The sequence below is a fragment of the Exiguobacterium algae genome, assembly GCF_018617875.1.
Lineage (GTDB): Bacteria > Bacillota > Bacilli > Exiguobacteriales > Exiguobacteriaceae > Exiguobacterium > Exiguobacterium algae.
This window is the reverse complement of record NZ_JACSKZ010000002.1, coordinates 108,152-133,060: the sequence shown is the minus strand read 5'-3', so window position 1 is coordinate 133,060 and position 24,909 is coordinate 108,152. Positions and strand designations below refer to the sequence as shown.

Genomic DNA, 24,909 nt, shown 5'->3' with positions numbered 1-24,909 from the left:
GATAGTTAAGTTGCATTTAGAAACGATAAAATGAAGAAATTGAAACAAAGTTAGAGAGGTGTTGTTATGGGAATTCCAGCAGTGGCCATCGTTGGCCGTCCGAACATTGGGAAATCCACTATTTTTAACCGGATCATCGGAGATCGTGTATCGATCGTTGACGATAAACCGGGTGTTACACGTGACCGCATTTATGGTACAGGAGAATGGTTGAATCGAAAGTTCCACTTGATTGACACAGGTGGGATTGAAGTCGGTGACGAGCCGTTACTCGTTCAAATGCGTCATCAAGCAGAGTTAGCGATCGATGAAGCGGATGTAATCATCTTCATGGTAAACGGTCGCGAAGGGATCACGGCAGCGGATGAAGAAGTAGCGAACTTGTTGTTCCGTTCAAACAAACCAGTCGTTCTTGCCGTTAACAAAGTGGATAACTTTGAAATGAGAGATCTCATGTATGAATTTTATTCGCTCGGTTTCGGCGACCCGTTCCCGATTTCAGGAACACACGGTCTCGGTCTCGGCGATTTATTAGACCAGGTATTCGAGTTGGCACCGGAAAAAGATGACTATGAGTACAACGAAGATGTCATCCAATTCTCGCTCATCGGTCGACCGAACGTCGGGAAATCAAGTTTGACGAACGCGATTCTCGGTGAAGACCGGGTAATCGTCTCCAATATTGCAGGAACGACACGTGACGCAATCGATACACCGTTCACACGTGATGAACAGGAATACGTCATCATTGATACAGCAGGTATGCGTAAGCGCGGTAAAGTGTACGAATCGACTGAACGCTACAGTGTAATGCGTGCTCAAAAAGCGATTGAACGCTCGAACGTGGTCCTCGTCGTATTAGATGGCGAAGAAGGAATCATTGAGCAGGACAAACGCGTTGCAGGTCTCGCCCATGAGGCAGGTAAAGCGATTGTGATCGTCGTAAACAAATGGGATGCGGTCGAGAAAGACGATAAGACGATGAAGAAGATGGAAGAGAAAATTCGTAAAGAGTTCCTTTTCCTCGACTACGCGCCAATCGTCTTCCTTTCGGCAATCACGACGAAACGTTTGCAAACCTTGCTTCCGGTCATCAACCAAGTCGCATTGTCACACCGCCGTCGTATTTCGACGAGTGTGTTGAACGACGTCATCGTCGATGCGGTTGCGATGAACCCGACGCCGACTGATAAAGGGCAACGTCTCAAGATTAACTATGCAACGCAAGTCGCCGTTGAACCACCGACATTCGTGTTGTTCGTCAACGATCCTGAATTGTTGCACTTCTCTTATAAACGTTACCTCGAGAACCAAATCCGTAAAGCGTTTGACTTCACTGGTACACCGATTCATATCGTGGCTCGTCAGAAAAACTAATTATGGGGGTGCCATCTATGGCAAAAGTTGCTGTCATTGGAGCAGGAAGCTGGGGGACAGCCATCTCGCTCGTTCTCGCCGACAACGGTCATGATGTCCTTTTGTATGGACGCGAGCAAGAACACGTCGACGAAATTAATGCATCACATACGAACGCATTTTATTTAAAGGACGCGCCGTTGCCGGAGTCGATTCGTGCGACGACGGATTTGCGTGAAGCGATCGAAGGTAGAAAGATGATCTTCCTCGTTGTGCCAAGTTCTGCGATCCGTCCGGTCTCAAAAGAATTGAACGCAATTCTGACTGAACCGGTGACAATCGTGCATGCGGCGAAAGGAATTGAACCGAATACGCACAAACGTCTCTCGGAAATTATCGCTGAAGAAATCGATCCATCGAAACGCCGGGCAATCGGTGTTTTAACCGGTCCGACACACGCGGAGGAAGTCGCCGTCCGCAAACCGACGACAATCACGATTGCGTGTGAGGACCTGGATGTTGCGGACGAGGTGCAAGAACTTCTCACGAACGACCAGTTCCGTGTCTACTTGAACTCGGACGTCGTCGGCGCTGAATACGGCGGCGCGTTGAAAAATATCATTGCGCTCGCAGCAGGGATGACGGATGGTCTCGGTTATGGGGATAATGCGAAAGCGGCCTTGATGACTCGCGGAATCGTTGAAATCGCTCGTCTCGGAGTCAAACTCGGGGCAAACCCGGCCTCATTCTCTGGGTTGACCGGAATCGGTGATTTGATTGTCACCGCTACTTCGCAACATAGCCGGAACTGGCGTGCGGGGAATGCAATCGGTCGTGGCGAGAAACTCGAAGACGTCCTAGGGAATATGGGAATGGTCGTCGAGGGAGTACGTGCTTGTGAAGCCGCGCATTCATTGGCCCGTGAAGCGGGTGTTGAGATGCCGATCACGGAAGCATTGTATAACGTCCTCTTTGAAGGAAAAAGTCCTCATGATGAAGTGAAAAAGCTCATGAGACGACCACAAAAACATGAAATGGAACAAGTTTTTCATTTTGAAGATTGATCCGGGTGGAGGAACTGACGTTTTCGTTCAGTTCCTCGCTTTTTTTTGCTACACTTAAAGTCTGGAAAACAAAGAGAAAGTAGGGGGATAGACGTGTCACCGTCACTCATCAAAATGTGGATCTCATTTGCTGGAATCGGGGCTTTTGCGGTTGCGGCGTTGATGGTCGCCATCAGTCATACGAAACTCTCTGGTTGGTTTGCAACACTCATTCGTTTCATCGCGTTCTTGATCTTTTTGTTCGGTACGGTCATTATGATTTTTATCGTCGTTTCCGGACCGACGGGAGGGTAATCGAATGAAACGATTCTTATTAACGATTAGCTTATTGACTGCCTCTGTACTCGGGGGCTGTATGTTTCCTGACACGGAGCGGGTCAACAATATCCCGTATGAAGACCAGTTACAATCCGTTCAGTCTGCAGTTGATGCTTATCAGGAAAACACGGGTGTTCTGCCGATTAAAACAAAACCTGCAAACACGCCGCTAATGGAACGGTATCCGGTTGAATTCGGGCGACTCGTACCAGGATATATGGCCGACCCGCCATCTAACAGTTTTGAAGGCGGCGGACTGTTCCAATATGTTCTCGTTGACGTTGAAACGGATCCGACGATCAAGTTGATTGATTTACGGGTCACGGAACGATTGCAAGAGCTTCAAACAAAAATAAATGCCTTCCGTGCGAAAGAAGGGAAGTTCCCGTTCGACGGCTCGCTCGGGAAGAATCAATTTACGATTGATTATGAAAAAGTTTTTGTGTCGGAAGAACCATACATCCCGAGCCCGTACTCGGACAAAGAGTTACCGATTTATGTAGACGGGAGCGGGCAACTATTTGTGGACTATCGTGAGGATATGAAACAGGCGCTTGAAAACACGGACGAATCGCTAAATCCGGGGGATGACCTTCGTTATTTACTGTATGAAGACTCACCTTTTGCGCCAGCCTATTCACAAGGGTACTCCATTGATGAACAAGGAGAAGTCATATTTTTGAATAACTAATCCCACTTCAGTCCCATTTCTGATGAAATCGCTTAAAAAATGTTGTCATATCAACGTTTGTACGATATGATTAATCCCGTAAACTCCCTGTGAGAGGAGGTGAATCGTGATGAACAAAACTGAATTGATCCAAGCTGTTACTGAGAAAGCCGAAGTTTCTAAAAAAGAAGCTACGAAAATCGTAGAAGCTACGTTTGAATCAATCACTGAAGCACTCCAAAACGGTGAGAAAATTCAATTGATCGGTTTTGGTACTTTTGAAGTTCGTGAGCGTGCTGCCCGTAAAGGTCGCAACCCACGTACAAAAGAAGATATCGAGATCCCAGCGAGCAAAGTTCCTGCATTCAAAGCAGGTAAAGCGCTCAAAGATGCGGTCAAGTAATCTGCAATACATAAGTCGCCGAAAGGCGGCTTTTTTTATATTGAATGCAAGTTCCAATGACGTGAATGTGACAAAAATGTGCTATACTATGTCAGAATGACAATGAAGTAGACGAGGGGGGATAGCATGGAACAGTTGACTAACGAAACCGTTGTCACAGACCTTGCTCGTCAAATCGAACAACGTATGAATCATCCCTATTTGACGAGACATCAGATTGTACCATCGGTCGACATGCTTTTGCTTCGTTGGATGGTCGAGATGATTGATTTGGAATCGAGCGAGCATCGCCAACTCGTGTTGGCTACGTATTTTGCCCATCAGGCACTCGAATTACATGATCAAGTGAAAGCCTGTCCTGGCGGGTCTCTCGAGCGACAACTTAAAGTGCTCGCTGGAGATTATGCTTCGGCACAGTTTTATAAAATTCTGACGTCTTTTCCTTCACACTACAGTGACCGTTTCGGCCAATCTGTCCAGCGGGTCAATGCTGCAAAGTGTACGCTTGCACTTGAGGCGGACATCACGTCCATGAGCACTTGGCTCGAAGCGCATATCGGACTGATCAAAACATTTTCTGAATTGGTCGGCCAATCCTATGTGACGACATGTGGGAAAAGAATGATTGAAAAGAAGGCGACTGACCTACAGCAAGAACAGAAGGACCAGTTGACGACGTTGCTTGCGCATGCTGTCGCCTAGAACGGAAAGGATGTTTCGTGTTGCAACCGATCGAAAAAGAGCAAAAAGTATATGAAGTATTTCAATCCATTTCTCCGAGCTACGATACGATGAACTCCATCATCAGTTTCCGTCTCCACAAATGGTGGCGCCGGGCGACAATGCGTAAAATGCAAGTCTTCCCGGGTGCGAAATGTTTGGACGTCTGTTGCGGAACAGCCGATTGGACGATTCAGCTGGCGGAAGCGGCGGGAAATACAGGTGTCGTAAAAGGACTTGATTTTTCGGAAAACATGCTGGAAGTCGGTCAACAAAAAGTCGCCGATCTTCCGACAGTGGAACTCATTCATGGAAATGCGATGGCGCTGCCGTTTGGTGACCATTCATTTGATTACGTGACAATCGGGTTCGGGCTACGTAACGTACCGGACTATATGACCGTACTACGTGAGATGCACCGGGTGTTGAAGCCTGGCGGGACGGTTGTTTGTTTGGAGACGAGCCAACCGACGGCGCCACTTTTTAAAGAACTGTACCGTTTCTATTTCGGGACGGTAATGCCGTTATTCGGAAAAGTGTTTGCAGGCTCATATGATCAGTACAAATGGTTACAAGAGTCAACCGATCAGTTCCCAGACCGTTTGACGTTGAAACGGATGTTTGAAGAAGCGGGCTTCGAGCAAGTTGAAGTGAAGACATTCTCCGGTGGTGCATGTGCCATGCATCTTGGAAAGAAGTGGTGAAGGATGTCCTTAAAGCGACTCTATCGTCACATGAACCGAGAAATCGATCAAATCGATCGATACTTGTCGACTCGGGTCCGAACCGACCATCCAATCATTGAATCCGCATCCAAGCAGTTGCTTGATGCAGGCGGGAAGCGTATCCGTCCGGCGTTTGTCCTGCTGAGTGCGGGATTTGGGAATACAAAAGACATTCGTCTGACGAAAGTGGCGTCCAGTTTAGAATTAATTCATATGGCCTCTCTCGTACATGATGATGTGATCGATGACGCGATGCTGCGTCGCGGGAAACCGACAGTGATGGAACGGTATGATGAAACGGTGGCGATGTACACCGGGAACACGCTATTCGGTGAGGCGATTCGACTCGTCTCCGAGATTGATTCACCGGAAGTGATGCAAATCATGGCGGATACGATGGAGCGGATCTGTATCGGCGAAATCAATCAAATTCAGGATCAATACGATTGGGAGCAGTCGCCAAAACGCTATCTCGACCGGATTGCCAGAAAGACGGCGTTATTGATCGAAACGAGTTGTGCGGCCGGTGCCGTGATTTCCGGCGCATCTCCCGAAACGGTAAAACAGTTGCGACTGTTTGGTTATGACATCGGTATGGCTTTCCAAATGACGGATGATTTATTAGACTTTACAGCTAAAAGTTATCAACTTGGAAAACCGGTAGGAGAGGATTTAAAGCACGGACATAAAACGTTGCCGCTTCTCTATTCGGCTGAAGACCCTGCCTTTTTTGAGCAGTTGCAACAAGTGACACCTGATACGGGAGATGATTTGACGAAGGCGCTCGTTCGAGAAGTCCAGCGCAATGGTACGCTCGAACGGAGCCAACGGACGATTGACCGATACGTCCAGCGCGCCATTAAACGATTGGACGGACTTCCCGATCTTCCGGACAAGCGTTCATTGATCGAAATTGCCGATTATATTGGGAAAAGGAAATGGTGAAGCTGTCTTGTAACCCCTTTCAAAAAGTGTGAGGACCGTGTACACTAATAAAGTACATGGTACACATTTATGGAACTAGGGGGATTAGGGGAATGGAAAAGACATTTTTAATGATTAAGCCCGATGGGGTGAAACGTGGATTGATTGGGGAAATCGTCTCACGTTTTGAAAACAAAGGATACACGTTGAACCGTCTCGAAATGGTAACACCGACAGTAGAAGTTGCCGAGGCGCATTATGCGGAACATAAAGAAAAACCGTTCTTCGGAGAACTCGTTGAATTTCTCACTTCGGGCCCTGTTGTCGCGATGGAGTGGGAAGGTGAAAACATCGTCGCGGTCTCTCGATTGATGATTGGGAAGACGAATCCACTAGATGCACAGCCGGGAACGATTCGTGGTGACTTAGCTTCGACGATGTCACAAAACGTGATTCACGGTTCGGACAGTGTCGAGAGCGCTGAACGAGAACTTGCGCTTTGGTTCGCCAAAGAGGCATCACACGTTTCATGACGAAGGAAGGGACGGGGCAACCTGTCCCTTTTTGGTTCCATTGAAGCGCTTTCGTTCGATTGGTAAGTAATGAAGGAAATGAGAAAGAATTGAGGTTGGAACTGGTGATGAATGATTATGCCATCTTCGTGAAAAAGTTTTATATGAAGTCAGGGATTGATTTGAACTTGTACAAAGAAGCTCAAATGAAGCGCCGTATGGTAGCGTTGAGAGAAAAGAAAGGCTATGCGACGTTTACAGAATACTTAAAAGCGATGGATACGGATCGACAGTTATACGAGGAGTTTCTAGATCGGATGACAATCAACGTCAGCGAATTTTATCGAAACCCGATCCGGTGGCAGCAGTTAGAAGACGACATCCTGCCGCACTTGATTCGTAAGAGCCAAGGAAAGTTGCGCGTCTGGAGCGCTGCCTGCTCTACAGGCGAAGAGCCTTATTCGCTCGCGATGCTCCTTTCAAAGCATTTGTCCCCGAACCAATTTTCAATTATGGCGACTGACCTTGATGACCTGGTAATCGAAAAAGCGAAGCAAGGGAAATATCATGAACGGGCGTTGGTCGATTTGCCAGAAGAATTTCGAACACGCTATTTCACAAAACGTGGGGAAGATTATTTTATTTCAGACGAGATTAAAAAATTAGTGACGTTTAAAAAACATAATTTACTGGCAGACGTGTACGAGCGTAATTTCGACTTGATCGTCTGCCGAAACGTCTTGATTTATTTCACAGAAGAAGCAAAAGAAAAAGTGTATACTTCGTTCCAACGTGCACTCCGACCAGGCGGTATCCTGTTCGTCGGCGGAACAGAACAGATTTTTCAACCTAAGCGGTACGGATACAAAATGAAACAAAGCTTCTTCTATGAAAAAACAGAGGAATGAGGTGTGAGAAATGCGCTATTTGACAGCAGGTGAATCGCACGGCCCCGGTCTGTCCGTCATTATAGAAGGGGTGCCTGCCGGATTATTCGTCGATATCGACCAAATTAACCGGGAATTGAAAAAGCGGCAATCGGGATACGGACGTGGCCGACGGATGCAAATCGAGTCGGACCGAGTCGAAGTACGGGCCGGAATTCGACATGGACGGACAACTGGGGCTCCTGTTTCGTTCTGGATCGAGAACAAAGACCACACCCATTGGAAACATGTCATGCAGGCAGAACCGGTCGCGGATGATTTTGAAGTCAAACGACGCGTCGTGCGACCGAGACCGGGTCATGCCGACCTTGTCGGAGGATTGAAGTATAATCATCGGGACCTGCGTGACGTATTGGAACGGTCGAGTGCACGTGAGACGGCGGCCCGCGTCGCGGTCGGCGCACTCGCGAAGCAATTGCTTGAACAACTCGATATCTCCGTATTTAGCTATGTCAAAGTCATCGGCGGCGTGGAGGCGCAAGTCGAGCGTACAAGTTCACTCTCAGGATTACGACAAATCATCGAGGAGTCGCCAGTACGCACGATTGACGAGCAAGCAGCCGAACAGATGATGCAACGCATTGATGAAGCCAAATCGAATGGGGACTCCATTGGAGGCGTGGTTTGCACGGAAGTGCATGGGGTGATGCCGGGTCTCGGTTCATATGTTCAATATGACCGGAAATTAGATGCGGCGATCGCAAGGGCAGTCATGAGTGTGAATGCAATCAAAGGGATCGAGTTCGGCGACGGGTTCCAGATGGCTTACCGACCAGGCTCGGAAGTGATGGACCCGATTGATTACGCTGAGACCGGATACACCAGAATGAGCAATCATTTAGGAGGGTTTGAAGGCGGGATGACGACGGGGATGCCGATTATTTGTTCAGCCGTCATGAAGCCGATCCCGACACTGTATAAACCGCTCCAGTCAGTAGATATCGAAACGAAGGAACCTTTTCTCGCCCAGATCGAACGAAGTGACGCTTGTGCCGTTCCAGCCGCCTCGTTAGTAGTGGAAGCGGTCATTGCTTTTGAAATCGCTCGAGAAATTTGCGAAACGTTTGGTCATGATACAGTCGAACGTCTGCAAAAACGCGTCAACGACTATCGTGAGGAGGTCAAAACATGGTGAAGATCCCGATTGCTGCATCTACACCGTACGAGGTGACGCTTGGCCACTCGGACAGTTGGATGTCGAACGTCTCCTATTGGAAGGACCGTTCGGCAATCTGGGTGGTCACCGACGAGACGGTCAACCGCCTGCATGGGGAGGCTTTTCACTCACAATTACATCGATTCGCAGAACAGATCGTCTGGTCTGTCGTCGAACCTGGAGATGGTTCGAAATCTCTTCAAACAATCGAACGCCTTGTCGAACAAGGGTTACGTGAAGGATGCGATCGTCATACGCTCATCATTGCCTTCGGTGGGGGCATGGTCGGAGACTTGGCAGGATTTTTAGCGAGCGTATTCATGCGAGGCGTACCTTACATACAAGTCCCTACCACTGTCCTCGCCCATGATTCGGCCGTCGGTGGGAAGGTGGCGGTTAATCATCCATTGGCTAAAAATGCGATTGGGGCCTTCTATCAACCGCTCGGTGTTCATTATAATGTGTCGCGACTCGAGACGCTGACTCCTTTGGAGGTTCGGAGCGGACTTGGGGAGTTGATTAAACATGCCTATTTATCACGTCACGTCCTCGAATCCTCATTCGAGGTCGATTTGTTTAAAGCCTTGGAATCGGAAATGGATTGGGTGACATGGCTTGCGAAAGGGATTGACGTCAAGCGAACGGTCGTGGAGCAAGATGAGCGCGAGCAAGGCATTCGGGCCTGGCTAAACTTCGGCCATACGTTTGGTCATGCGTTAGAATCGGTTGAAACATATCGTCTCCCTCATGGAGAAGCGATTTTGTACGGCATGGTGTTCGCTTTCTTGCTGAGTGGTGATGTGCAGCGGGCAGCCTCCTTGAAAAAATGGATGGACGAACAGGATGTCACACCTGTTGACTGGAAGCCGTTCGATGCGTATTTGGAGAAGATGACCCACGATAAAAAGAATCGAAAGGGAGTCATCCGTTTCGTCTTGTTACGTGACGAGGTGGTGATTGAACCGGTACAAATCGACCGGTTACAGGCAACGTTTGAAAAAATGAAAGAGTGGTGGACGTAAATGGGGCTAAAAGGAAGCATTCGTGTACCGAGCGATAAATCAATCACGCATCGGGCTTTTCTGTTCGGAGCAGTCGCAAAAGGGAAGACCGTAGTTCGGAACCCCTTGCTTGGAGAAGATTGTCGTTCCACGATTCAAGCAATCGAGTCGCTTGGGGCGAGTGTCGTGGAACAAGGAGAGACGTTCGTGATCGAAGGAACAGAGCAACTCACCTCAGCTCGTCTTGACTGTGGGAATTCGGGTACGACCATGCGATTATTAGCGGGGTTAGTGGCGGGTTATGAGGGTGAATTTCAATTAACCGGAGATGATTCGTTATCGAAACGACCGATGAAACGCGTGACCGTGCCACTACGGGAAATGGGTGCCCAGATTGAAGGGGACTTCGCCCCGATGACGATTCACGGGAGGGCGTTACAGGCAATCGACTACACGCTACCGATTGCAAGCGCGCAGGTGAAGTCGGCCCTTCTTCTTGCCGGTTTGCGGGCAAGCGGGGTGACGACCATCCATGAACCGATGCTGTCCCGGGACCATACGGAACGCATGCTCCCGATGTTCGGAGCGGATTTGACGGTAGAAGAAGGACAAGATGGTCGTTTCATCCGGGTCGCGCCGGGCGTACTTAGAGGGACAGAGGTCGACGTTCCGGCAGACCCGTCATCGGCCGCCTTCCTATGGGCCGGTGCCGCAATTGTTCCGGATAGCGATGTGACGACGACCGATGTATGCTTGAATGAAACGCGGATCGGTTTTTTACGGACGTTGCAACGGATGGGGGCAGATGTCACGATTGAAAACGAACGAAAACTCGGTGAAGAGACGGTCGGCGATGTGACCGTACGGACAAGCCGTCTTCAAGGGACGACGGTCGAAGGACCGATGATCCCTTCACAAATCGATGAACTGCCACTGTTCGCCCTCGTCGCTTCTCAAGCGAGTACACCGTCTGTCGTCAGAGATGCCGCTGAGTTACGGGTGAAGGAGACGGACCGGATCAAAACAGTGGTCCAGGAGCTCGGTGTGCTTGGAGTTGATCTTGAGGAAACCGAAGACGGGTTTATCGTCAAACCGAGCACCATCCAAGAAGGTAAAGTTCAATCGCATGGTGACCATCGTTTGTCGATGATGCTACAAGTCGCCAGACTATTGTCGAAAGGATGGATCGAAATCGAAGGGATTGAGGCATCTGATATCAGCTACCCTCAATTCCACGAAGATTTACAACGGCTCCATCGTGAGATAGAATAACCACAAACCGTTCAGTCAGCCAGGAGGACGTCAAACATGTTAGATGAATCAGCTTTAGCCCATATTATCGAGATGCTCGAATCAGGTGAAACCGAGCATGCACTCATGCATATAGAAGAACTGGAGAAAGACGGTTCAGATGAAGATCGACTTGCCATCGCGGACCTCTACTTGGAACTTGGTCTTGCCGATCGAGCGATCGAAGTACTATCGACCTTATACGTGGATTATGAAGGAGATCCCAATGTCGCCCTTTCATTGGCGGAGGCCTATTTAGATAGCGACCGGGAAGAAGAAGCGATCGCCGTCCTAGAAAAAGTGAAAGCCGATGATCGAGATACAAAGGTGAGAAGCTTGGTCCTTTTAGCCGATTTGTATCAATCACAAGGTTTAGATGAAGTGGCCGTTAAAAAGTTAAGAGAGGCGCTCGAGGCGAATCCGGATGAGCCGTTACTGATTTATGGACTCGCGGAACTGTATGCTTCAACAGGGGCGTTTGAGCAAGCGATTTCGTTGTACGCGCGCCTTCCGAAACTTGATTTGCCAGAAGAGATTGATTATCAGGCAGATTACGCTGAGGCTCTCACAATGGTCGGGTCGTTTGAAGAGGCCCTCGCCGAATACGAAAAAGCTCAACATCGTGACTTAAATACGGTGTTCGGTCACGCCATGACGGCTCATCGGATCGGTCGTGAAGAGGTGGCGGTCAAACAGTTCCAAGAGCTGCAAGCGATGGACCCGGACTTTACTTCGCTCTATCTCCCTTATACAGAAGCACTCGACGCGTTAGGTCAAACCGAAGAAGCGCTTGAAATCATCCAACAGGGAATTTCCCGTGATGACTACAATGATGAACTTCGTCATGTCAAAGCGAAGCTGTTGCTCAAACAAGGAAAACAAGATGAAGCCATCGAAGAGTTAAGGGAAGCACTCGTGTTAAATCCCGAATCACTACAGGCCACTGAACTTTTGCTGTCGATCTTGTTCGGAGCGGGAGAATATGAGGCCGTTCTCGAAACGATTGATACGTTAGAAGACCACTCGACGTCGCCTGTGATGACGTGGTATAAAGCGAAATCCTCTTACGAATTAGAAGAGTATGAGCAAGCTCTTGCGCTATATGCGTCAATAGAACAAGAATTCAAAGAGGACGTGTCATTTGTCCTCGAATGGGCTACACTATTGTTAGAAGAAGGTCGTAGACAGGACGCCAAACGCGTGTTAGAAGAAGCACTTCAGCAAGTCGTCGACCTTGAAGACCGTCAAGTAATTGAGGAACGACTTGAGCAATTGTTGGATACTGAAGGATGAAACGAGGAAGGGAATGAGGTTACATGGTTGAGCGGAAACGGAACTTCTTAAAGCGATTCGTCGCTCATCATACGCTTCGTAAACGAGAGGCCAAGTGGATCATCGACTATTGGTTGAGACATCCTGAAAAACTCGGGAACGTCCATTTCGTAACGAACGCTTCAGTTTCACCGCGAAGTCTCGTGATGACTGCATACGGATTCGATGGCGAACCATTTCGTTATCGACGTGGTGACCTTGTGACTGTTAACCCTGAAAAAGCGTATCATGACATTCGCCTGCACGAGGGACCGATTTACGTTGAATTAAATTTCCAAGGGATGATGATTGATGAGACGTGGGTCGATATCGTGGAACAAAATCCGTTCGAACCGGTAGTGGAAGTGAAAGACGAAGTCTCTTCTTCCGCACAAACGGTCATTCAAGCTTCTGTGGCACAATTTGAGGAAGAGCGACTTTTAATTGAAATCGATAAAGCACTCGACCGACGGGATGAAAATCTGTTCCGCAATTTGACAACACAGTTGCATCAAGTTCGGGCCTCGAAATTATTTTAAAAAAAACAAGCGCTTCCGTTCCGGTCGACGCTTGTTTTTTGGTATATTAAGTAGGTAGGAATACACAATTATTTCACAGTTCGTTCATAAGTTTTTTGCAGGGAACGAAGTCATGTACGCTACAATAGACATGATGAGATATGATGGAGAGGAGGGAAAAGATGAGGTTCGATAGTCAGAGCGCACTTCGTTCGTTAGCCGAACGACAATATGTCGATACGCTCATCGTTCCGCTCGCAGAATTGGCATTTGATGAGGAAATGGTTCGGAAAGCCGAGAGCTATGAAGTCATCCATGCCGTGTCGGTTGAAACAGAACGTCAACTTTCTGGTCGGACGATGCTCAGTCCGACAATTAGTTATACTGACGTGGAGACCGGTGCACGATTGGCGGAAGATGTGATGAAAAAAGCCAATTCATCCGGATTTTCTCACGTTCTTTTTATCGCTTCAGACATCCGTTTCAAGTCGTATGAGTTACCCATTTTATTCGTGCCACCTCTGGCGTTAGGTTCCATGTCAGGAGATCAGGCACATACGATGGTCCAAAATTTTGCGACGCAAGTCATCACGGATCTTTCGAGCCGTTGGATGGCGACATGAAGCGGTTGACGTAGAGGTTTTATTGATATACTATTTTGTTGAGTGAGAAATTTTTGTGAAGAATGCATAAAGAAATATGGGGTTATGCACACGAATGAGGGGGGAACGAAATGGCTCAAAATGGGTCAAAAGTTACACGCCGTCAGTTCTTGACGTACACACTGACTGGTGTAGGTGGCTTTATGGCGGCAACATTGATCAGTCCGATGGTCAACTTTGCGATCGATCCTGTATTGAAGAAATCAGGAGCAGGCGACAAAGTAAAAGTTATGAGTCTTGATGACATCACGACTGAGCCGCAACGTGTCGACTTTAAAAAACAAACACAAGATGCATGGTACGAGTTCGAAGAAACATTATCCGCATGGGTGTATAAAAATGAGAGTGGCGAAATTATCGCCTTGTCTCCTATCTGTACACACTTAGGCTGCCAAGTTTCTTACGGCGCTGATCCGACGCGTCCAACAGAATTCTTCTGTCCGTGCCACTTCGGTCGCTACGAAAAAGACGGAACGAACATTCCAGGTACGCCACCGACAGCACCGCTTGCACGCTATGAAAAAGAAGAAAAAGACGGTTTCCTATATCTAGGCAGCCCGATTCCACAGAAGTGAGAGGGGGAATAGTCGATGTTACAAAAAATTTATGATTGGGTCGATGAACGCATCGACATCACGCCGCTTTGGCGCGATATCGCAGACCATGAAGTACCTGAACACGTCAACCCTGCTCACCACTTCTCAGCATTTGTCTATTGTTTTGGAGGATTGACGTTCTTCACAATCGTCATTCAAATCCTGTCAGGGATGTTCTTGACGATGTATTACGTACCAGACATCATCAACGCGCACGCGTCTGTGTACTATTTACAAAATGAGATTGCACACGGTCAAATCGTCCGTGGGATGCACCACTGGGGTGCATCAGTTGCCATCGTCATGTTGTTCTTACATACGCTCCGTGTCTTCTTCACGGGATCGTATAAAAAACCGCGTGAACTCAACTGGGTCGTCGGCGTTCTTTTATTCTTCGTCGTCTTGGCACTCGGTCTTACAGGATACTTGCTTCCGTGGGACATGAAAGCATTGTTCGCAACAAAAGTTACGCTTCAAATTGCTGAAAGTGTTCCGCTCATCGGTGGTATTGCGAAGACCCTTCTTGCCGGCGGCGAGATTGTCGGAGCCAGCACGCTCGCTCGATTCTTTGCGATCCACGTCTTCTTCTTACCGGCGGCATTGTTCGGACTATTAGGAGCCCACTTCTTAATGATCCGTAAACAAGGGGTTTCTGGACCGCTATAAGCCGATTCGAGGAAAAAAAGGAGGAGAAACGATATGCATCGCGGTAAAGGGATGAAATTTGTAACCGATTCTCGAGTAGGTATCTCGAATCGGAAACAAAACATTGCAAAAGACTACTCAGAATATCCAGGACGCACAGAAGCGTTTTGGCCGAACTTCTTATTAAAAGAATGGATGGTCGGTTCGGTCTTCTTGATCGGCTTCATCGCTTTGACAATTGTTGAAGCAGCACCACTCCAAAATATCGCTGACCCAACGAACACGTCTTACATTCCGCTTCCGGACTGGTATTTCTTGTTCTTGTATCAGCTCTTGAAATATCAATTTGCAGCGGGAGACTGGATCATTCTCGGAACCATCGTCATTCCTGGTCTTGCCTTCACGGCGCTCATGCTTGCGCCATGGCTTGACACGGGTCTTGAACGTCGACCGGCGAAGCGTCCTGTCGCCATCAGCTTCATGTTACTCGGAATTTTGTCTGTGTTCTTCTTAACTTGGCAGTCTGTTCAGACGACTCACTGGGATCAAGTCCATGAGCAAGGTGAACTCCAAATGCCGGGCGAAGGACCTGAAATCGATACAGCAGCACCAGGATATGAGATCTATTCATCTCAATCTTGTGTAAACTGTCACGGTCAGAACCTTGAAGGTGGTGCAGCGGCTCCAGGTCTCGTCGGCACGACGAAGACTGCGGAAGAAATCGCTGATATCGCAGTAAACGGTATTGGTACGATGCCAGCTGGACAATGGGACGGTTCAGATGAGGACCTCCAAGTATTAGCTGAATTCATTGCTTCATACGGTGAAGGCGGCGAAAATAACGAGTAAGACATAAGTGTAGCCTGACATCCGGGCTGCACTTTTTTCATACCGTTGTATGAATCTTTAAAGTGAATTTGTAGAAAAGGATTGAGATGATGAACCCAATCTACTTAAAAACCATACTGACGAATAAGTTTGTGCTATCCTTGCTCTTCTTGATCAACCTCTTCGGAACGATTTACGGATACTATTGGTACTTGCCGCAGTTAAGAGATACGCCGTACGTGTATTGGTTGTTTGTCCCGGACAGTCCGACGGCCTCCCTGTTCTTCACAATCGTACTCGGGCTTTGGATATTAAATCGACGTTCGCCACTCGTTGAGACGTTAGCGTTTATTACGCTGATTAAATACGGAGTATGGGCAGTCGTCATGAATAGTTTGTTTTTACGGGCATTGCCGGACGACGCGCCCACGATCACAATCTTGATGGCGGTCATGTTAATGGTGTCCCATGGAGCGATGGCGATCCAGGCGGTCTTATACGCTCCATTCATGAAGTGGACAGTCCGATCTTTTGTCATCACGCTTGTCTGGGTGTTACATAATGATGTCGTGGACTATGTACTCGGACAATGGCCACGTTATCCTTCACTTGCCGAGCATATCATGTGGATTGGCTACGGCTCGTTCTGGCTGACCGGATTATGTTTTTTCATGGGATATGCTCTAATCCTGCGCGCTTCTCTTGATAATAAGTTCATAAGAATGTAAAATCGAATTATCAAATCCACGCAGAGGTGAAATAGAAAATGTCATTAGGTGGCTATATTTTCTATCTTGCACTGATTATGCTCATTCCTTTATGGGCTCAGATGCGAGTGAAAAACACGTACAAACAATATTTACAACAGCCGATTCAAAGTGGTGTCACAGGTGCCCAGGTCGCTGATTTTATTATGAAACAAAACGGGGTGCACGATGTTCGGATTGAGATGGTCGATGGTCTGATGAGTGACCATTACGACCCGACGAACAAAGTCGTACGCTTGTCCCGTGAGGTGTATCAAGGGACGACGATTTCATCAGCCGCGATTGCAGCGCATGAGATCGGTCATGTCATTCAAGATGCGACGGACTATAAGATGATGCGCGTTCGTCACAGCCTCGTACCGGTCGTGAACATCACATCAAACCTGTCGTTCCCGCTCCTTTTAGGTGGCTTCTTACTCGGCGCGATGGGTCTCGCCCAACTTGGTGTGATCATGATGCTCGGGGCGGTCATCTTCCAATTGGTGACGTTGCCGGTCGAGTTCGATGCTTCGAAACGAGCGATGGCGCAATTGACATCACACGGAATCGTGACCGCTTCGGAAGAAACAGGTGCACGTAAAGTGTTAAACGCTGCGGCTTGGACATACGTTGCCGCGACGCTCGTCGCCGTAGCAGAATTGATTCGTTTGGCATTGATTGTTTTCATGCCGCGAGAAGACTAATAACTCGCCCTCGGGCGAGTTATTTTTAGGAGGAACGAGATGAGAGAACCGATCAAATTGACTTTGGACGGTCATGAACGACTGTTGGCAAAACGTGATGAACTCTCCCTATTACGTAAAGCCTCACTTGAACGAGTGAAGGCGGCTCGCAAATTCTGTGACTTCCGAGAAGACGTCACGTATATGGAACTCGTTCGTGAACATGAACGTCTGGAACAAACATACCTACAAATCGAAGACGCGTTGTCTGACGCGGAGTTGATTGACGAGGTCGACTCGGATGTGATTGGAATTGGGAGTGTCGTGGAAATCCGGGAGCTGCCTGATGAGCCGACTGAAACATATCGACTCGTGGAAGCGGCAGAAGCAGACATGGTAAACGGCTCCATTTCAATTGTCTCTCCACTCGGTGCACAGTTGAAAGGAAAGCAGGCGGGAGACCGCGTTGTGATCCGGGTTCAAGGCGAGGAAATCGAATTTGAAATCGTAGAAATCAAAATGTGATCCGAGAAGTTTTGCATACAAAAGGAGGGGTGACCGCGGTCACCCCTCCTTTTGTATGATTTGTCGTCAACACATGACATCTCCGTTATTTCAATGGAACTCGGTTCTCATCGAATGTGAAGCCTTCTCCACCGACTTCATAAACATGATGGAACGTGACGAACGCGTGAGGGTCAATTTGTTTTACAATCGTTTTCAGGCGATTGACTTCATTTCGTCCGACGACGACGTAAAGTACCTCGAGTTCGCGGTTCGAATAACCACCTTTGGCGAGGAGACGTGTCGTTCCGCGATTCATTGTGGCGTGGATTCCGTCAGCGATGGCAGTGCGGTGATCACTGATGATCATCGCGGCTTTCCCTGCATACGTCCCTTCCTGCATCGAATCGATGACACGTGCCCCGATATAGACGGCGAGCAGTGTATACATCGCCTCACGATAATCGAGATACGTCAAACTGAGAACGATGACGAAGAAGTCAAAGATGAGAAACGTCTTCCCAATCGACCATCCGATGTAGCGTTGAACGAGTCGGGCGATGATATCGACCCCGCCTGTCGTCCCTCCGTTATTGAAGATGATCCCGAGGCCCACACCGATGAACACACCGGCGAATAGACTGGCAAGCACCATATCATCCGTCAAATCGATGACGAGCGTAGAGTATTTTGCGATGAGAGCGTACCAGAGTGAGAAGCTAAACGTGCCGATCAACGTATAGACGAATGTCGTCCGTCCGAGCAGTTTGTAGCTCATGAGGAAAAGCGGGATATTGAGCGCCAGGTTGGTAACAGATGGCGAAATATCAAACAATCCGCGAAGAATCAAGGTGATCCCTGTGAAGCCACCCTCAGCCAGATTGTTTTGAACGTTGAAGTGATAAACCCCAAAAGCAAAAATAAAGGAACCAATTAGGATGAATATAATATTTCGAAAACGAATCGGTAATTGTACCGTCATCTGGTTCACCTCCCAAACAATAGAGTACTCGAAAAAGTAAGCCCTTGACTACCCTGAACATATGACATTCGTAAACGAGTCGGCTATACTTTTCAAAGAAGAGGTGATGTTTATGAAAGTAGTAGCAATCGGAGCACATCCCGATGATATTGAAATCGGGATTTCCGGAATGACCGCCCAATGGACGAGAGCGGGCATCGAAGTCGTTTACGTCGACTTAACGAGAGCCGAACTCTCTTCAAATGGGGACGTCGACACCCGACAACACGAAGCAGCAAACGCAGATCGCGTGCTTGGGGTCCGGCGCATCAACATGGGATTCCCGGATCGCGGAATCGACGGGGGACCGGAACAGTTGGAACAACTCGTTCGGTTGATTCGAACTGAGCGTCCGACGCATGTCCTTTATCCGTATGAAGTCGACCGTCATCCTGACCATGCGGCGTGTGCGCATCTCGTAAAAGAGGCGCTTTTCAACTCGGGTATCCGTAAATACTTACCGGAAATCGAAGCTTTCCGTCCGGCGAGTGTATATCAATATATGATCAATGCGCACGTGGAACCGGATGTCTGTATCGACATCTCGGATACAATCGAACAGAAAAAACAAGCGCTCCAGTGTTATGCGAGTCAATTCACTCCGCAGGACGGCGTAGCGACGCCGCTGACCGACGCGTATGTCGAGCTTGTCGTGGCGCGTGAACGTCATTTCGGGAGTTTGATTGGCGTCTCGTATGCGGAAGGCTTGAAACGAATTCGGCCATATGCGCTCAAACAGGCAGGTGAGCTCTCATGAAATATCGGATTGGGATTCTTTGTTATCCATCGGTCGGGGGATCGGGTATTTTAGCGACTGAGCTCGGCATGAAACTCGCCGAACGAGGTCACGACGTTCATTTTATAACGAGTAGCATCCCGTTTCGGTTGAACGCCTACCACCCGAATATCACGTTCCATCAGGTTGAAATCAATCAATATTCCGTCTTCCGGTATCCGCCTTACGATATGACGCTGTCTGCAAAAATCGCAAGCGTCATCCAAACGTTCGGACTTGATGTCATCCATGCGCATTATGCGGTGCCGCATGCGGTTTGTGCCGCCCTCGGACGAGAAATGGCCGGCATGAAGACGCCGATCGTATCAACGTTACACGGGACAGACATCACGGTACTCGGGGAAGATGAGGAGCTGAAGCCGGCCATCCTTTACGGTCTCCGGCAGTCAAACGCAATCACCGCCGTCTCGAACAGTTTGAAGGAAGAGACGTTTGCGCGAATCGCTCGAGATTTACCGATCCAGGTGATCCATAACTTTATTGACGAATCGGTTTATCAACCGCAATCTGACCCGCTGTTACGGGAACGATACGGATTAGGTGAGGCAGACCAAGTCGTCATCCACATTTCGAACTTCCGTCAGGTAAAACGGGTCGATCTCGTCTTAGAGGCGTTTGCGCGACTAGACGTCCCGAACAAAAAGTTACTCCTCGTCGGAGACGGTCCGCTCATGGGCGCGATGCGGCGCCAAGTCGGTGAGATGGGACTCGAAGACCAGGTCATCTTTGCCGGGAAGCAAGAACAGGTGGCGGCGCTCCTCGCCATCAGTGACCTCCATGTCTTATTGTCGGATAAAGAAGCATTTGGACTCGTCGCCCTCGAAGCGATGGCGACCGGCGTCCCGTCGGTTGTCAGTGATGCAGGCGGTTTGCCTGAAGTGATCACGGACGGTGTCGACGGATTTGTCGTGCCCCGAGGGAATGCAGAAGTTGCGGCAGCGGCGATGCAGCGCATTTTGACCGATCAGTCGTTGCGGGACACATTCAAACAGACAGGTCTTGAGAATGCGAAACGGTTCGCATCGCATGATGTCGTGACCGAGTATGAACGCTTGTATGAACAGGTGGTGCAGTCATGACCGAGTGGGAATATGCGAAACAAATCATTGATACGATCAACCAGTCGGGTGGAGAGGCTTATATCGTCGGTGGCGCGGTCCGTGACTATGTGTTAGGAAATCTGCCGGACGATATCGACCTGGCGACGTCACTCTTTCCGGAGGAAGTGATGGCGTTGTTCCCGAAATCTGTCCCGACCGGAATCGAACACGGGACGGTGACGGTCATCATCGACCATCATCCGTTCGAGGTGACGACATTCCGTTCAGAAGGCACTTACTCAGACGCACGCCGTCCTGATCATGTCTCTCTCGGCGTCTCCCTGGAGGAAGACATGCTGCGTCGTGACTTCACGATGAACGCGATGGCGTTCCATGATGGACAAGTCGTCGACCTGTTCGGAGGACAGAACGATCTCGAACAGAAAATCATCCGTACGGTAGGCAGCCCTTACGAGCGCTTCGGAGAAGATGCCCTGCGCATCATGCGGGCGTTCCGATTCATGTCCCAACTCGATTTTTCATTGGAGGAAGAATTACGGGACGCGGCGAGCGCACTTGGTCAAAAGCTTGAGCAGATCGCCATGGAACGAGTGGCCATCGAGTTTGAAAAGATGATGTGTGGTCCCGCCTATCGGAAGGCGTTATCCGAAATGGTTGAGCTCGGTATTCACCGGTTCTTACCGAACGTATCGACCGAACTGGTCAATCGGGTGCTTCACGACGTACGGACACCTGTGAATGCGGTCAGTGCGTGGGCGCTCTTCTTGTATCACGCTAAAGATGAGAATTGGCTTCTTCCCTGGAAACGATCTAATGCGATCAAACGGGAGGCCGCGATCCTGGCAGCTCTGTTCGAGTCTGAACTCGATCCGATGCACATTTACTCGACAAGCGAATCGATCTTGTCGACCTATTTCAACATGCATGGGATGGAAGACCGAAGCCGTGAGTTGAAACAGTCGTTGGCGATCCGGACGCGAAAAGAGCTTGGTTTTGATGGTCGAGATGCGCTCGAACTCGGTGCGAGAGGTGCGATGATCAAATATTTATTGGCGGACCTTGAGAAACAGGTTGTACTCGAACAAATTCCGAATGATTCAACAATCTTGAGAGAGGAGGCGAAAAAATGGCTTCAACGAGAGGGCGTGTATTAACGTTATTACAAGACGGAAACGTATGGAGCGGACAAGAATTGGCACGACAATTAAATATTTCACGTACCGCTATTTGGAAACATATTGAAACGTTAAAACAAGACGGTTACGCCATCGTGACCATTCCACGCACAGGTTATCAACTGATTGAACAGACCGACCGATTCGATGAACCGGCTTTCGTTTCTTTTCGTCGAGGTCGGTTCGGTCAAGAGGTTCATGCATTCGAACAAGTAGATACGACCCAACGCATTGCGCATGAGCTAGCCCAGCAGCATGCTTCCGAAGGAACCTTGATCATCAGTGAAGAGCAGACGGCCGGAAGAGGTCAGTTAGGTCGGAATTGGTATAACCCGAAACAGGTAAACATCGCGGCGAGTGTCATCTTGCGTCCGGAATTGCCGATACGTGAGGCATCCAAACTGACATTGATGGCAGCGAGTGCCTTCGCACGGGCATTGAATGATCGACAACTCCCTGTCAAAATCAAATGGCCGAACGATCTATTGCTCAACGGGAAGAAAATCGGGGGAATCTTGACCGAGATGCAGACCGAAGGGGACCGGATCCAAGCGGTCATTCTAGGTTTTGGGATCAACGTAAATGGCGGACACATCCCAACCGAGTTGAGTCATCGCGCAACTTCATTGCGAATCGAGACAGGTCAGGAACATCGGCGCAGCGAATTGTTGGCCCACCTCTTGAACTCTCTGGAAGCGGAATATGACTTATTGTTAGAGGAGGGATTTGCTCCGATTCGTGAACATTGGTTGCAACACGCTGCTTATTTAGGCGAAGAAGTGACTATTCTCGCCTCTGGTAAAGAGCGTAAAGGAACGATGCGTGGCATCTCGGATGAAGGCGCGCTACTGATGGAGCGTGAGGGTCGGATTGAGTCCATCTACTCCGCGGAGATCGCAGTGTGGAATGATTGATGTAAGCGGGAGCATCGTCTATAATAAAGGTGTCGGACGCTATCGTTCATCGAAGTGTACTGATTCGCAGACCGTCACTTTCATTTGTCTGCCTTGATCGTTATGACAGGGACAGAAGGACACTACATCATGAAAACCATGAGATTGTTTTCGTGCGCCTTCTTACCACATGTGTAAGAAGGCGTTTATTCTTTTCTGTCTCCACATTTAGGAGGAGAGCAACATGCATACGATGACTTCATTGTTGAAGAAAATGGACCAACAGGAAAAGTTGGTCATGTTAACGGCTTATGATTATCCCTCAGCCAAGCTGGCCGAGGCATCAGGAGTCGACATCATTTTAGTCGGAGATTCACTCGGGATGGTCGTACTTGGCTATGATTCGACGATTCCGGTGACGATTTCCGATATGATTCATCATTCGAAAGCGGTCCGTCGCGGAGCAAAAGAGACGTTCGTCGTCGTGGACATGCCGTTTGCGACCTATCATGGAGATTTTGATCGGACACTTCAAGCTGCGGCTTCCCTTTTCCAGGAAGGCCATGCGGACGCAATCAAACTTGAAGGTGCGGGTGAAGTCTTACGTACAATCGAGCGGTTAACGAATGTCGGCATGCCTTGTGTCGCCCATCTTGGTTTGACACCGCAGTCGGTCGGGGTGCTTGAAGGATATAAAGTTCAAGGGAAGTCATTAGAAGCAGCAGAACAATTACTTCAAGACAGTCTGGAAGCGGAACGGGTCGGTGCCAAAATGCTCGTATTGGAATGCGTGCCGCATCAACTTGCAAAACGGATCGCAGACGCCCTTCACATTCCGGTGATTGGAATCGGCGCCGGAGCGGAAGTGGACGGACAGGTATTGGTCTATCACGACATCTTGAAGTACGGGGTCAATCGTCTTCCGAAATTCGTCGAGGCATACGCCGATTTGAACGAAACCGCTACCCAAGCCATCCAGTCATATGTAGAGGCGACAAAATCGGGAGAGTTTCCGCTTGAACGACATACGTTCACGATGGACGAGTCGCTTCTCGATTCGCTCTATGGAGGGAAGGCATGAAAATCGTTTCGACCATTCCTGAATTAAAAGAAGTACTCCCGGCGCATCAATCGATTGGGTTCGTGCCGACGATGGGGTACTTACATGAAGGACATATGAGTCTAGTCGAGTCCGCACGACGGGAGAATGAGTTCGTCGTGATGAGTATCTTTGTCAACCCGACACAGTTCGGCCCAAATGAGGATTTGGATCGCTATCCGCGAGATTTTGAACGGGATGAAAAGTTGGCAAGGGAAGCAGGGGTGGACCTCCTATTCTATCCCGATACGGCAACGATGTATCCTCTAGACATGGCTCGAGTCACTGTGCGACAGGGCGCCGATGTGCTCTGTGGCGCAAGCCGGCCCGGTCATTTTGATGGTGTGTTGACAATCGTCTCGAAATTATTTAATCTTGTTCAACCGACACATGCCTATTTCGGATTGAAAGATGCTCAACAGGTGGCATTGATTGAAGGGTATGTTCGTGATTACTTCGTTCCGGTCACAATCCGACGTTGTCCGATCATTCGTGAGGAGACAGGACTTGCCAAATCTTCTCGAAACGTCTATTTGACCGAAACCGAAAAAGAGGACGCGAGTCGAATCTACAAAGGATTGATGGATGCCCGTGATGCACTTGAATCCGGACACACATTCAATGAAGTGAAACAGAAATTGACTCAAACACTTTCAGAGATTCCGGATAGCCGGATTGACTATGTTGAGCTCGTCGACTATCCGACGCTCGGAGAAGCGACAGAGGCCTCATCAGAAGTATTGTTAGCTGTGGCTGTTCAGTTTGAGCGGGCACGATTGATTGATAATGTGATTTGGAAGAGGGGATGAATCGAATGATTCGTACATTTATGCATGCAAAACTTCATAAAGCAACCGTGACAGAGGCGAACCTGCATTACGTGGGATCGATCACGATCGATGAAGACTTGATGGACGCGGTCGGCATCATGGAGAATGAGCACGTTCATATTACAAATAACCATAACGGAGCCCGCATTGAGACGTATGTTATCAAAGGGGAGCGCGGATCTGGCGTCGTCTGTTTGAATGGCGCAGCAGCGCGACACTTCCAGGTGGGAGATGTCGTCATCATTATGGCGTATGGTCAAATGACAGCTGAAGAAGCAAAAGAGCATCGTCCAAAAGTAGCCGTGTTGAACGAGCGAAATGAGATTGATCAGTTGTTGTACGAGGAAATCGCACACACGATTTTATGAGCATGACGAGGGTGTCTTTCGAAGACATCCTCGTTTTTTTCATGGTTCGTTCTATGGTAAGATGAGACAGACAGAAAGCACGAGCGT

Annotated in this window: 30 protein-coding genes; 29 read left to right on the top strand and 1 reads right to left on the bottom strand. The window is 48.8% G+C overall.

Going from position 1 to position 24,909, the window contains the following annotated elements; genetic code table 11:
• Positions 1-66 precede the first annotated feature (66 nt).
• From der to KNP03_RS05775, 22 genes are all read left to right on the top strand, one after another.
• Positions 67-1,377: a ribosome biogenesis GTPase Der gene (der, locus tag KNP03_RS05880; RefSeq protein WP_214826632.1), complete on the top strand. Its 1,311-nt coding sequence runs from the start codon at positions 67-69 to the stop codon at positions 1,375-1,377.
• 17 nt (positions 1,378-1,394) lie between these two features.
• Positions 1,395-2,420 carry an NAD(P)H-dependent glycerol-3-phosphate dehydrogenase gene (locus KNP03_RS05875; RefSeq protein WP_214826630.1) on the top strand — a complete coding sequence of 342 codons (1,026 nt, stop codon included), beginning with the start codon at positions 1,395-1,397 and terminating at the stop codon, positions 2,418-2,420.
• A gap of 93 nt (positions 2,421-2,513) precedes the next feature.
• Positions 2,514-2,714 carry a DUF2768 domain-containing protein gene (locus KNP03_RS05870; protein ID WP_214826627.1) on the top strand — a complete coding sequence of 67 codons (201 nt, stop codon included), beginning with the start codon at positions 2,514-2,516 and terminating at the stop codon, positions 2,712-2,714.
• A 4-nt stretch (positions 2,715-2,718) separates the two neighbouring features.
• Entirely contained in the window at positions 2,719-3,429 is a 711-nt protein-coding gene (locus KNP03_RS05865; protein WP_214826625.1) for a hypothetical protein, read from the top strand.
• Positions 3,430-3,538: 109 nt separating this feature from the next.
• Positions 3,539-3,811 carry an HU family DNA-binding protein gene (locus KNP03_RS05860; RefSeq protein WP_214826622.1) on the top strand — a complete coding sequence of 91 codons (273 nt, stop codon included), beginning with the start codon at positions 3,539-3,541 and terminating at the stop codon, positions 3,809-3,811.
• Positions 3,812-3,937: 126 nt separating this feature from the next.
• The gene (locus KNP03_RS05855; protein ID WP_214826608.1) at positions 3,938-4,513 is read left to right on the top strand and encodes a heptaprenyl diphosphate synthase component 1; all 576 of its coding nucleotides are present in this window, start codon (positions 3,938-3,940) and stop codon (positions 4,511-4,513) included.
• Positions 4,514-4,533: 20 nt separating this feature from the next.
• Positions 4,534-5,235, top strand: a complete 702-nt coding sequence (locus KNP03_RS05850) for a demethylmenaquinone methyltransferase (protein WP_214826604.1) — start codon at positions 4,534-4,536, stop codon at positions 5,233-5,235.
• Between the two features lie 3 nt (positions 5,236-5,238).
• Complete coding sequence (locus KNP03_RS05845) at positions 5,239-6,201, top strand: polyprenyl synthetase family protein (RefSeq protein ID WP_214826601.1); 963 nt, start codon at positions 5,239-5,241, stop codon at positions 6,199-6,201.
• Positions 6,202-6,293: 92 nt separating this feature from the next.
• The gene (gene ndk / locus KNP03_RS05840) at positions 6,294-6,713 is read left to right on the top strand and encodes a nucleoside-diphosphate kinase (RefSeq protein WP_214826598.1); all 420 of its coding nucleotides are present in this window, start codon (positions 6,294-6,296) and stop codon (positions 6,711-6,713) included.
• Positions 6,714-6,820: 107 nt separating this feature from the next.
• Complete coding sequence (locus tag KNP03_RS05835; RefSeq protein WP_214828256.1) at positions 6,821-7,600, top strand: CheR family methyltransferase; 780 nt, start codon at positions 6,821-6,823, stop codon at positions 7,598-7,600.
• 10 nt (positions 7,601-7,610) lie between these two features.
• Positions 7,611-8,774 carry a chorismate synthase gene (aroC, locus tag KNP03_RS05830; RefSeq protein ID WP_214826595.1) on the top strand — a complete coding sequence of 388 codons (1,164 nt, stop codon included), beginning with the start codon at positions 7,611-7,613 and terminating at the stop codon, positions 8,772-8,774.
• On the top strand, positions 8,768-9,817 hold the full coding sequence (locus KNP03_RS05825; protein ID WP_214826591.1) for a 3-dehydroquinate synthase: 1,050 nt from the start codon (positions 8,768-8,770) through the stop codon (positions 9,815-9,817). The genes aroC and KNP03_RS05825 overlap by 7 nt, the downstream gene beginning before the upstream one ends.
• Positions 9,818-11,068 carry a 3-phosphoshikimate 1-carboxyvinyltransferase gene (gene aroA, locus KNP03_RS05820; protein WP_214826587.1) on the top strand — a complete coding sequence of 417 codons (1,251 nt, stop codon included), beginning with the start codon at positions 9,818-9,820 and terminating at the stop codon, positions 11,066-11,068.
• Positions 11,069-11,104: 36 nt separating this feature from the next.
• The gene (locus KNP03_RS05815) at positions 11,105-12,379 is read left to right on the top strand and encodes a tetratricopeptide repeat protein (protein WP_214826584.1); all 1,275 of its coding nucleotides are present in this window, start codon (positions 11,105-11,107) and stop codon (positions 12,377-12,379) included.
• A gap of 23 nt (positions 12,380-12,402) precedes the next feature.
• On the top strand, positions 12,403-12,936 hold the full coding sequence (locus KNP03_RS05810; RefSeq protein WP_214826581.1) for a ReoY family proteolytic degradation factor: 534 nt from the start codon (positions 12,403-12,405) through the stop codon (positions 12,934-12,936).
• A 161-nt stretch (positions 12,937-13,097) separates the two neighbouring features.
• Positions 13,098-13,538, top strand: a complete 441-nt coding sequence (locus tag KNP03_RS05805; protein WP_214826578.1) for a DUF2487 family protein — start codon at positions 13,098-13,100, stop codon at positions 13,536-13,538.
• 110 nt (positions 13,539-13,648) lie between these two features.
• Complete coding sequence (locus KNP03_RS05800) at positions 13,649-14,152, top strand: QcrA and Rieske domain-containing protein (RefSeq protein ID WP_214826575.1); 504 nt, start codon at positions 13,649-13,651, stop codon at positions 14,150-14,152.
• A 15-nt stretch (positions 14,153-14,167) separates the two neighbouring features.
• Positions 14,168-14,839: a menaquinol-cytochrome c reductase cytochrome b subunit gene (qcrB, locus tag KNP03_RS05795; RefSeq protein ID WP_214826571.1), complete on the top strand. Its 672-nt coding sequence runs from the start codon at positions 14,168-14,170 to the stop codon at positions 14,837-14,839.
• A 33-nt stretch (positions 14,840-14,872) separates the two neighbouring features.
• Positions 14,873-15,667, top strand: coding sequence for a menaquinol-cytochrome c reductase cytochrome b/c subunit (locus tag KNP03_RS05790; RefSeq protein ID WP_214826568.1), 795 nt, complete (start codon positions 14,873-14,875; stop codon positions 15,665-15,667).
• A gap of 89 nt (positions 15,668-15,756) precedes the next feature.
• Positions 15,757-16,374 carry a DUF1405 domain-containing protein gene (locus tag KNP03_RS05785; protein ID WP_214826565.1) on the top strand — a complete coding sequence of 206 codons (618 nt, stop codon included), beginning with the start codon at positions 15,757-15,759 and terminating at the stop codon, positions 16,372-16,374.
• Between the two features lie 38 nt (positions 16,375-16,412).
• A complete protein-coding gene (locus KNP03_RS05780; RefSeq protein WP_214826563.1) occupies positions 16,413-17,096 on the top strand; it encodes a zinc metallopeptidase in 684 nt (227 codons plus the stop codon).
• A 39-nt stretch (positions 17,097-17,135) separates the two neighbouring features.
• Positions 17,136-17,600, top strand: a complete 465-nt coding sequence (locus tag KNP03_RS05775) for a GreA/GreB family elongation factor (protein ID WP_214826560.1) — start codon at positions 17,136-17,138, stop codon at positions 17,598-17,600.
• 85 nt (positions 17,601-17,685) lie between these two features.
• On the opposite strand, the gene KNP03_RS05770 is transcribed toward KNP03_RS05775, so the two are convergent.
• A complete protein-coding gene (locus tag KNP03_RS05770) occupies positions 17,686-18,561 on the bottom strand; it encodes a YitT family protein (protein ID WP_214826558.1) in 876 nt (291 codons plus the stop codon).
• Positions 18,562-18,673: 112 nt separating this feature from the next.
• Between KNP03_RS05770 and bshB1 the strand changes: the two genes are divergently transcribed.
• From bshB1 to panD, 7 genes are all read left to right on the top strand, one after another.
• Positions 18,674-19,357, top strand: a complete 684-nt coding sequence (gene bshB1 / locus KNP03_RS05765) for a bacillithiol biosynthesis deacetylase BshB1 (RefSeq protein ID WP_240544489.1) — start codon at positions 18,674-18,676, stop codon at positions 19,355-19,357.
• Positions 19,354-20,475 (top strand): N-acetyl-alpha-D-glucosaminyl L-malate synthase BshA, encoded by a 1,122-nt coding sequence (gene bshA, locus KNP03_RS05760; protein WP_214826552.1) that lies wholly within the window; start codon positions 19,354-19,356, stop codon positions 20,473-20,475. The genes bshB1 and bshA overlap by 4 nt, the downstream gene beginning before the upstream one ends.
• Positions 20,472-21,611, top strand: a complete 1,140-nt coding sequence (locus tag KNP03_RS05755) for a CCA tRNA nucleotidyltransferase (protein ID WP_214826549.1) — start codon at positions 20,472-20,474, stop codon at positions 21,609-21,611. Before bshA ends, KNP03_RS05755 begins: the two co-directional genes overlap by 4 nt.
• Positions 21,584-22,546, top strand: coding sequence for a biotin--[acetyl-CoA-carboxylase] ligase (locus tag KNP03_RS05750; protein ID WP_214826546.1), 963 nt, complete (start codon positions 21,584-21,586; stop codon positions 22,544-22,546). Before KNP03_RS05755 ends, KNP03_RS05750 begins: the two co-directional genes overlap by 28 nt.
• A gap of 223 nt (positions 22,547-22,769) precedes the next feature.
• Entirely contained in the window at positions 22,770-23,606 is an 837-nt protein-coding gene (panB, locus tag KNP03_RS05745; RefSeq protein ID WP_214826544.1) for a 3-methyl-2-oxobutanoate hydroxymethyltransferase, read from the top strand.
• Positions 23,603-24,433 (top strand): pantoate--beta-alanine ligase, encoded by an 831-nt coding sequence (panC, locus tag KNP03_RS05740; RefSeq protein ID WP_214826541.1) that lies wholly within the window; start codon positions 23,603-23,605, stop codon positions 24,431-24,433. Before panB ends, panC begins: the two co-directional genes overlap by 4 nt.
• A gap of 5 nt (positions 24,434-24,438) precedes the next feature.
• A complete protein-coding gene (panD, locus tag KNP03_RS05735) occupies positions 24,439-24,822 on the top strand; it encodes an aspartate 1-decarboxylase (RefSeq protein ID WP_214826538.1) in 384 nt (127 codons plus the stop codon).
• The last annotated feature ends 87 nt before the right edge of the window (positions 24,823-24,909 follow it).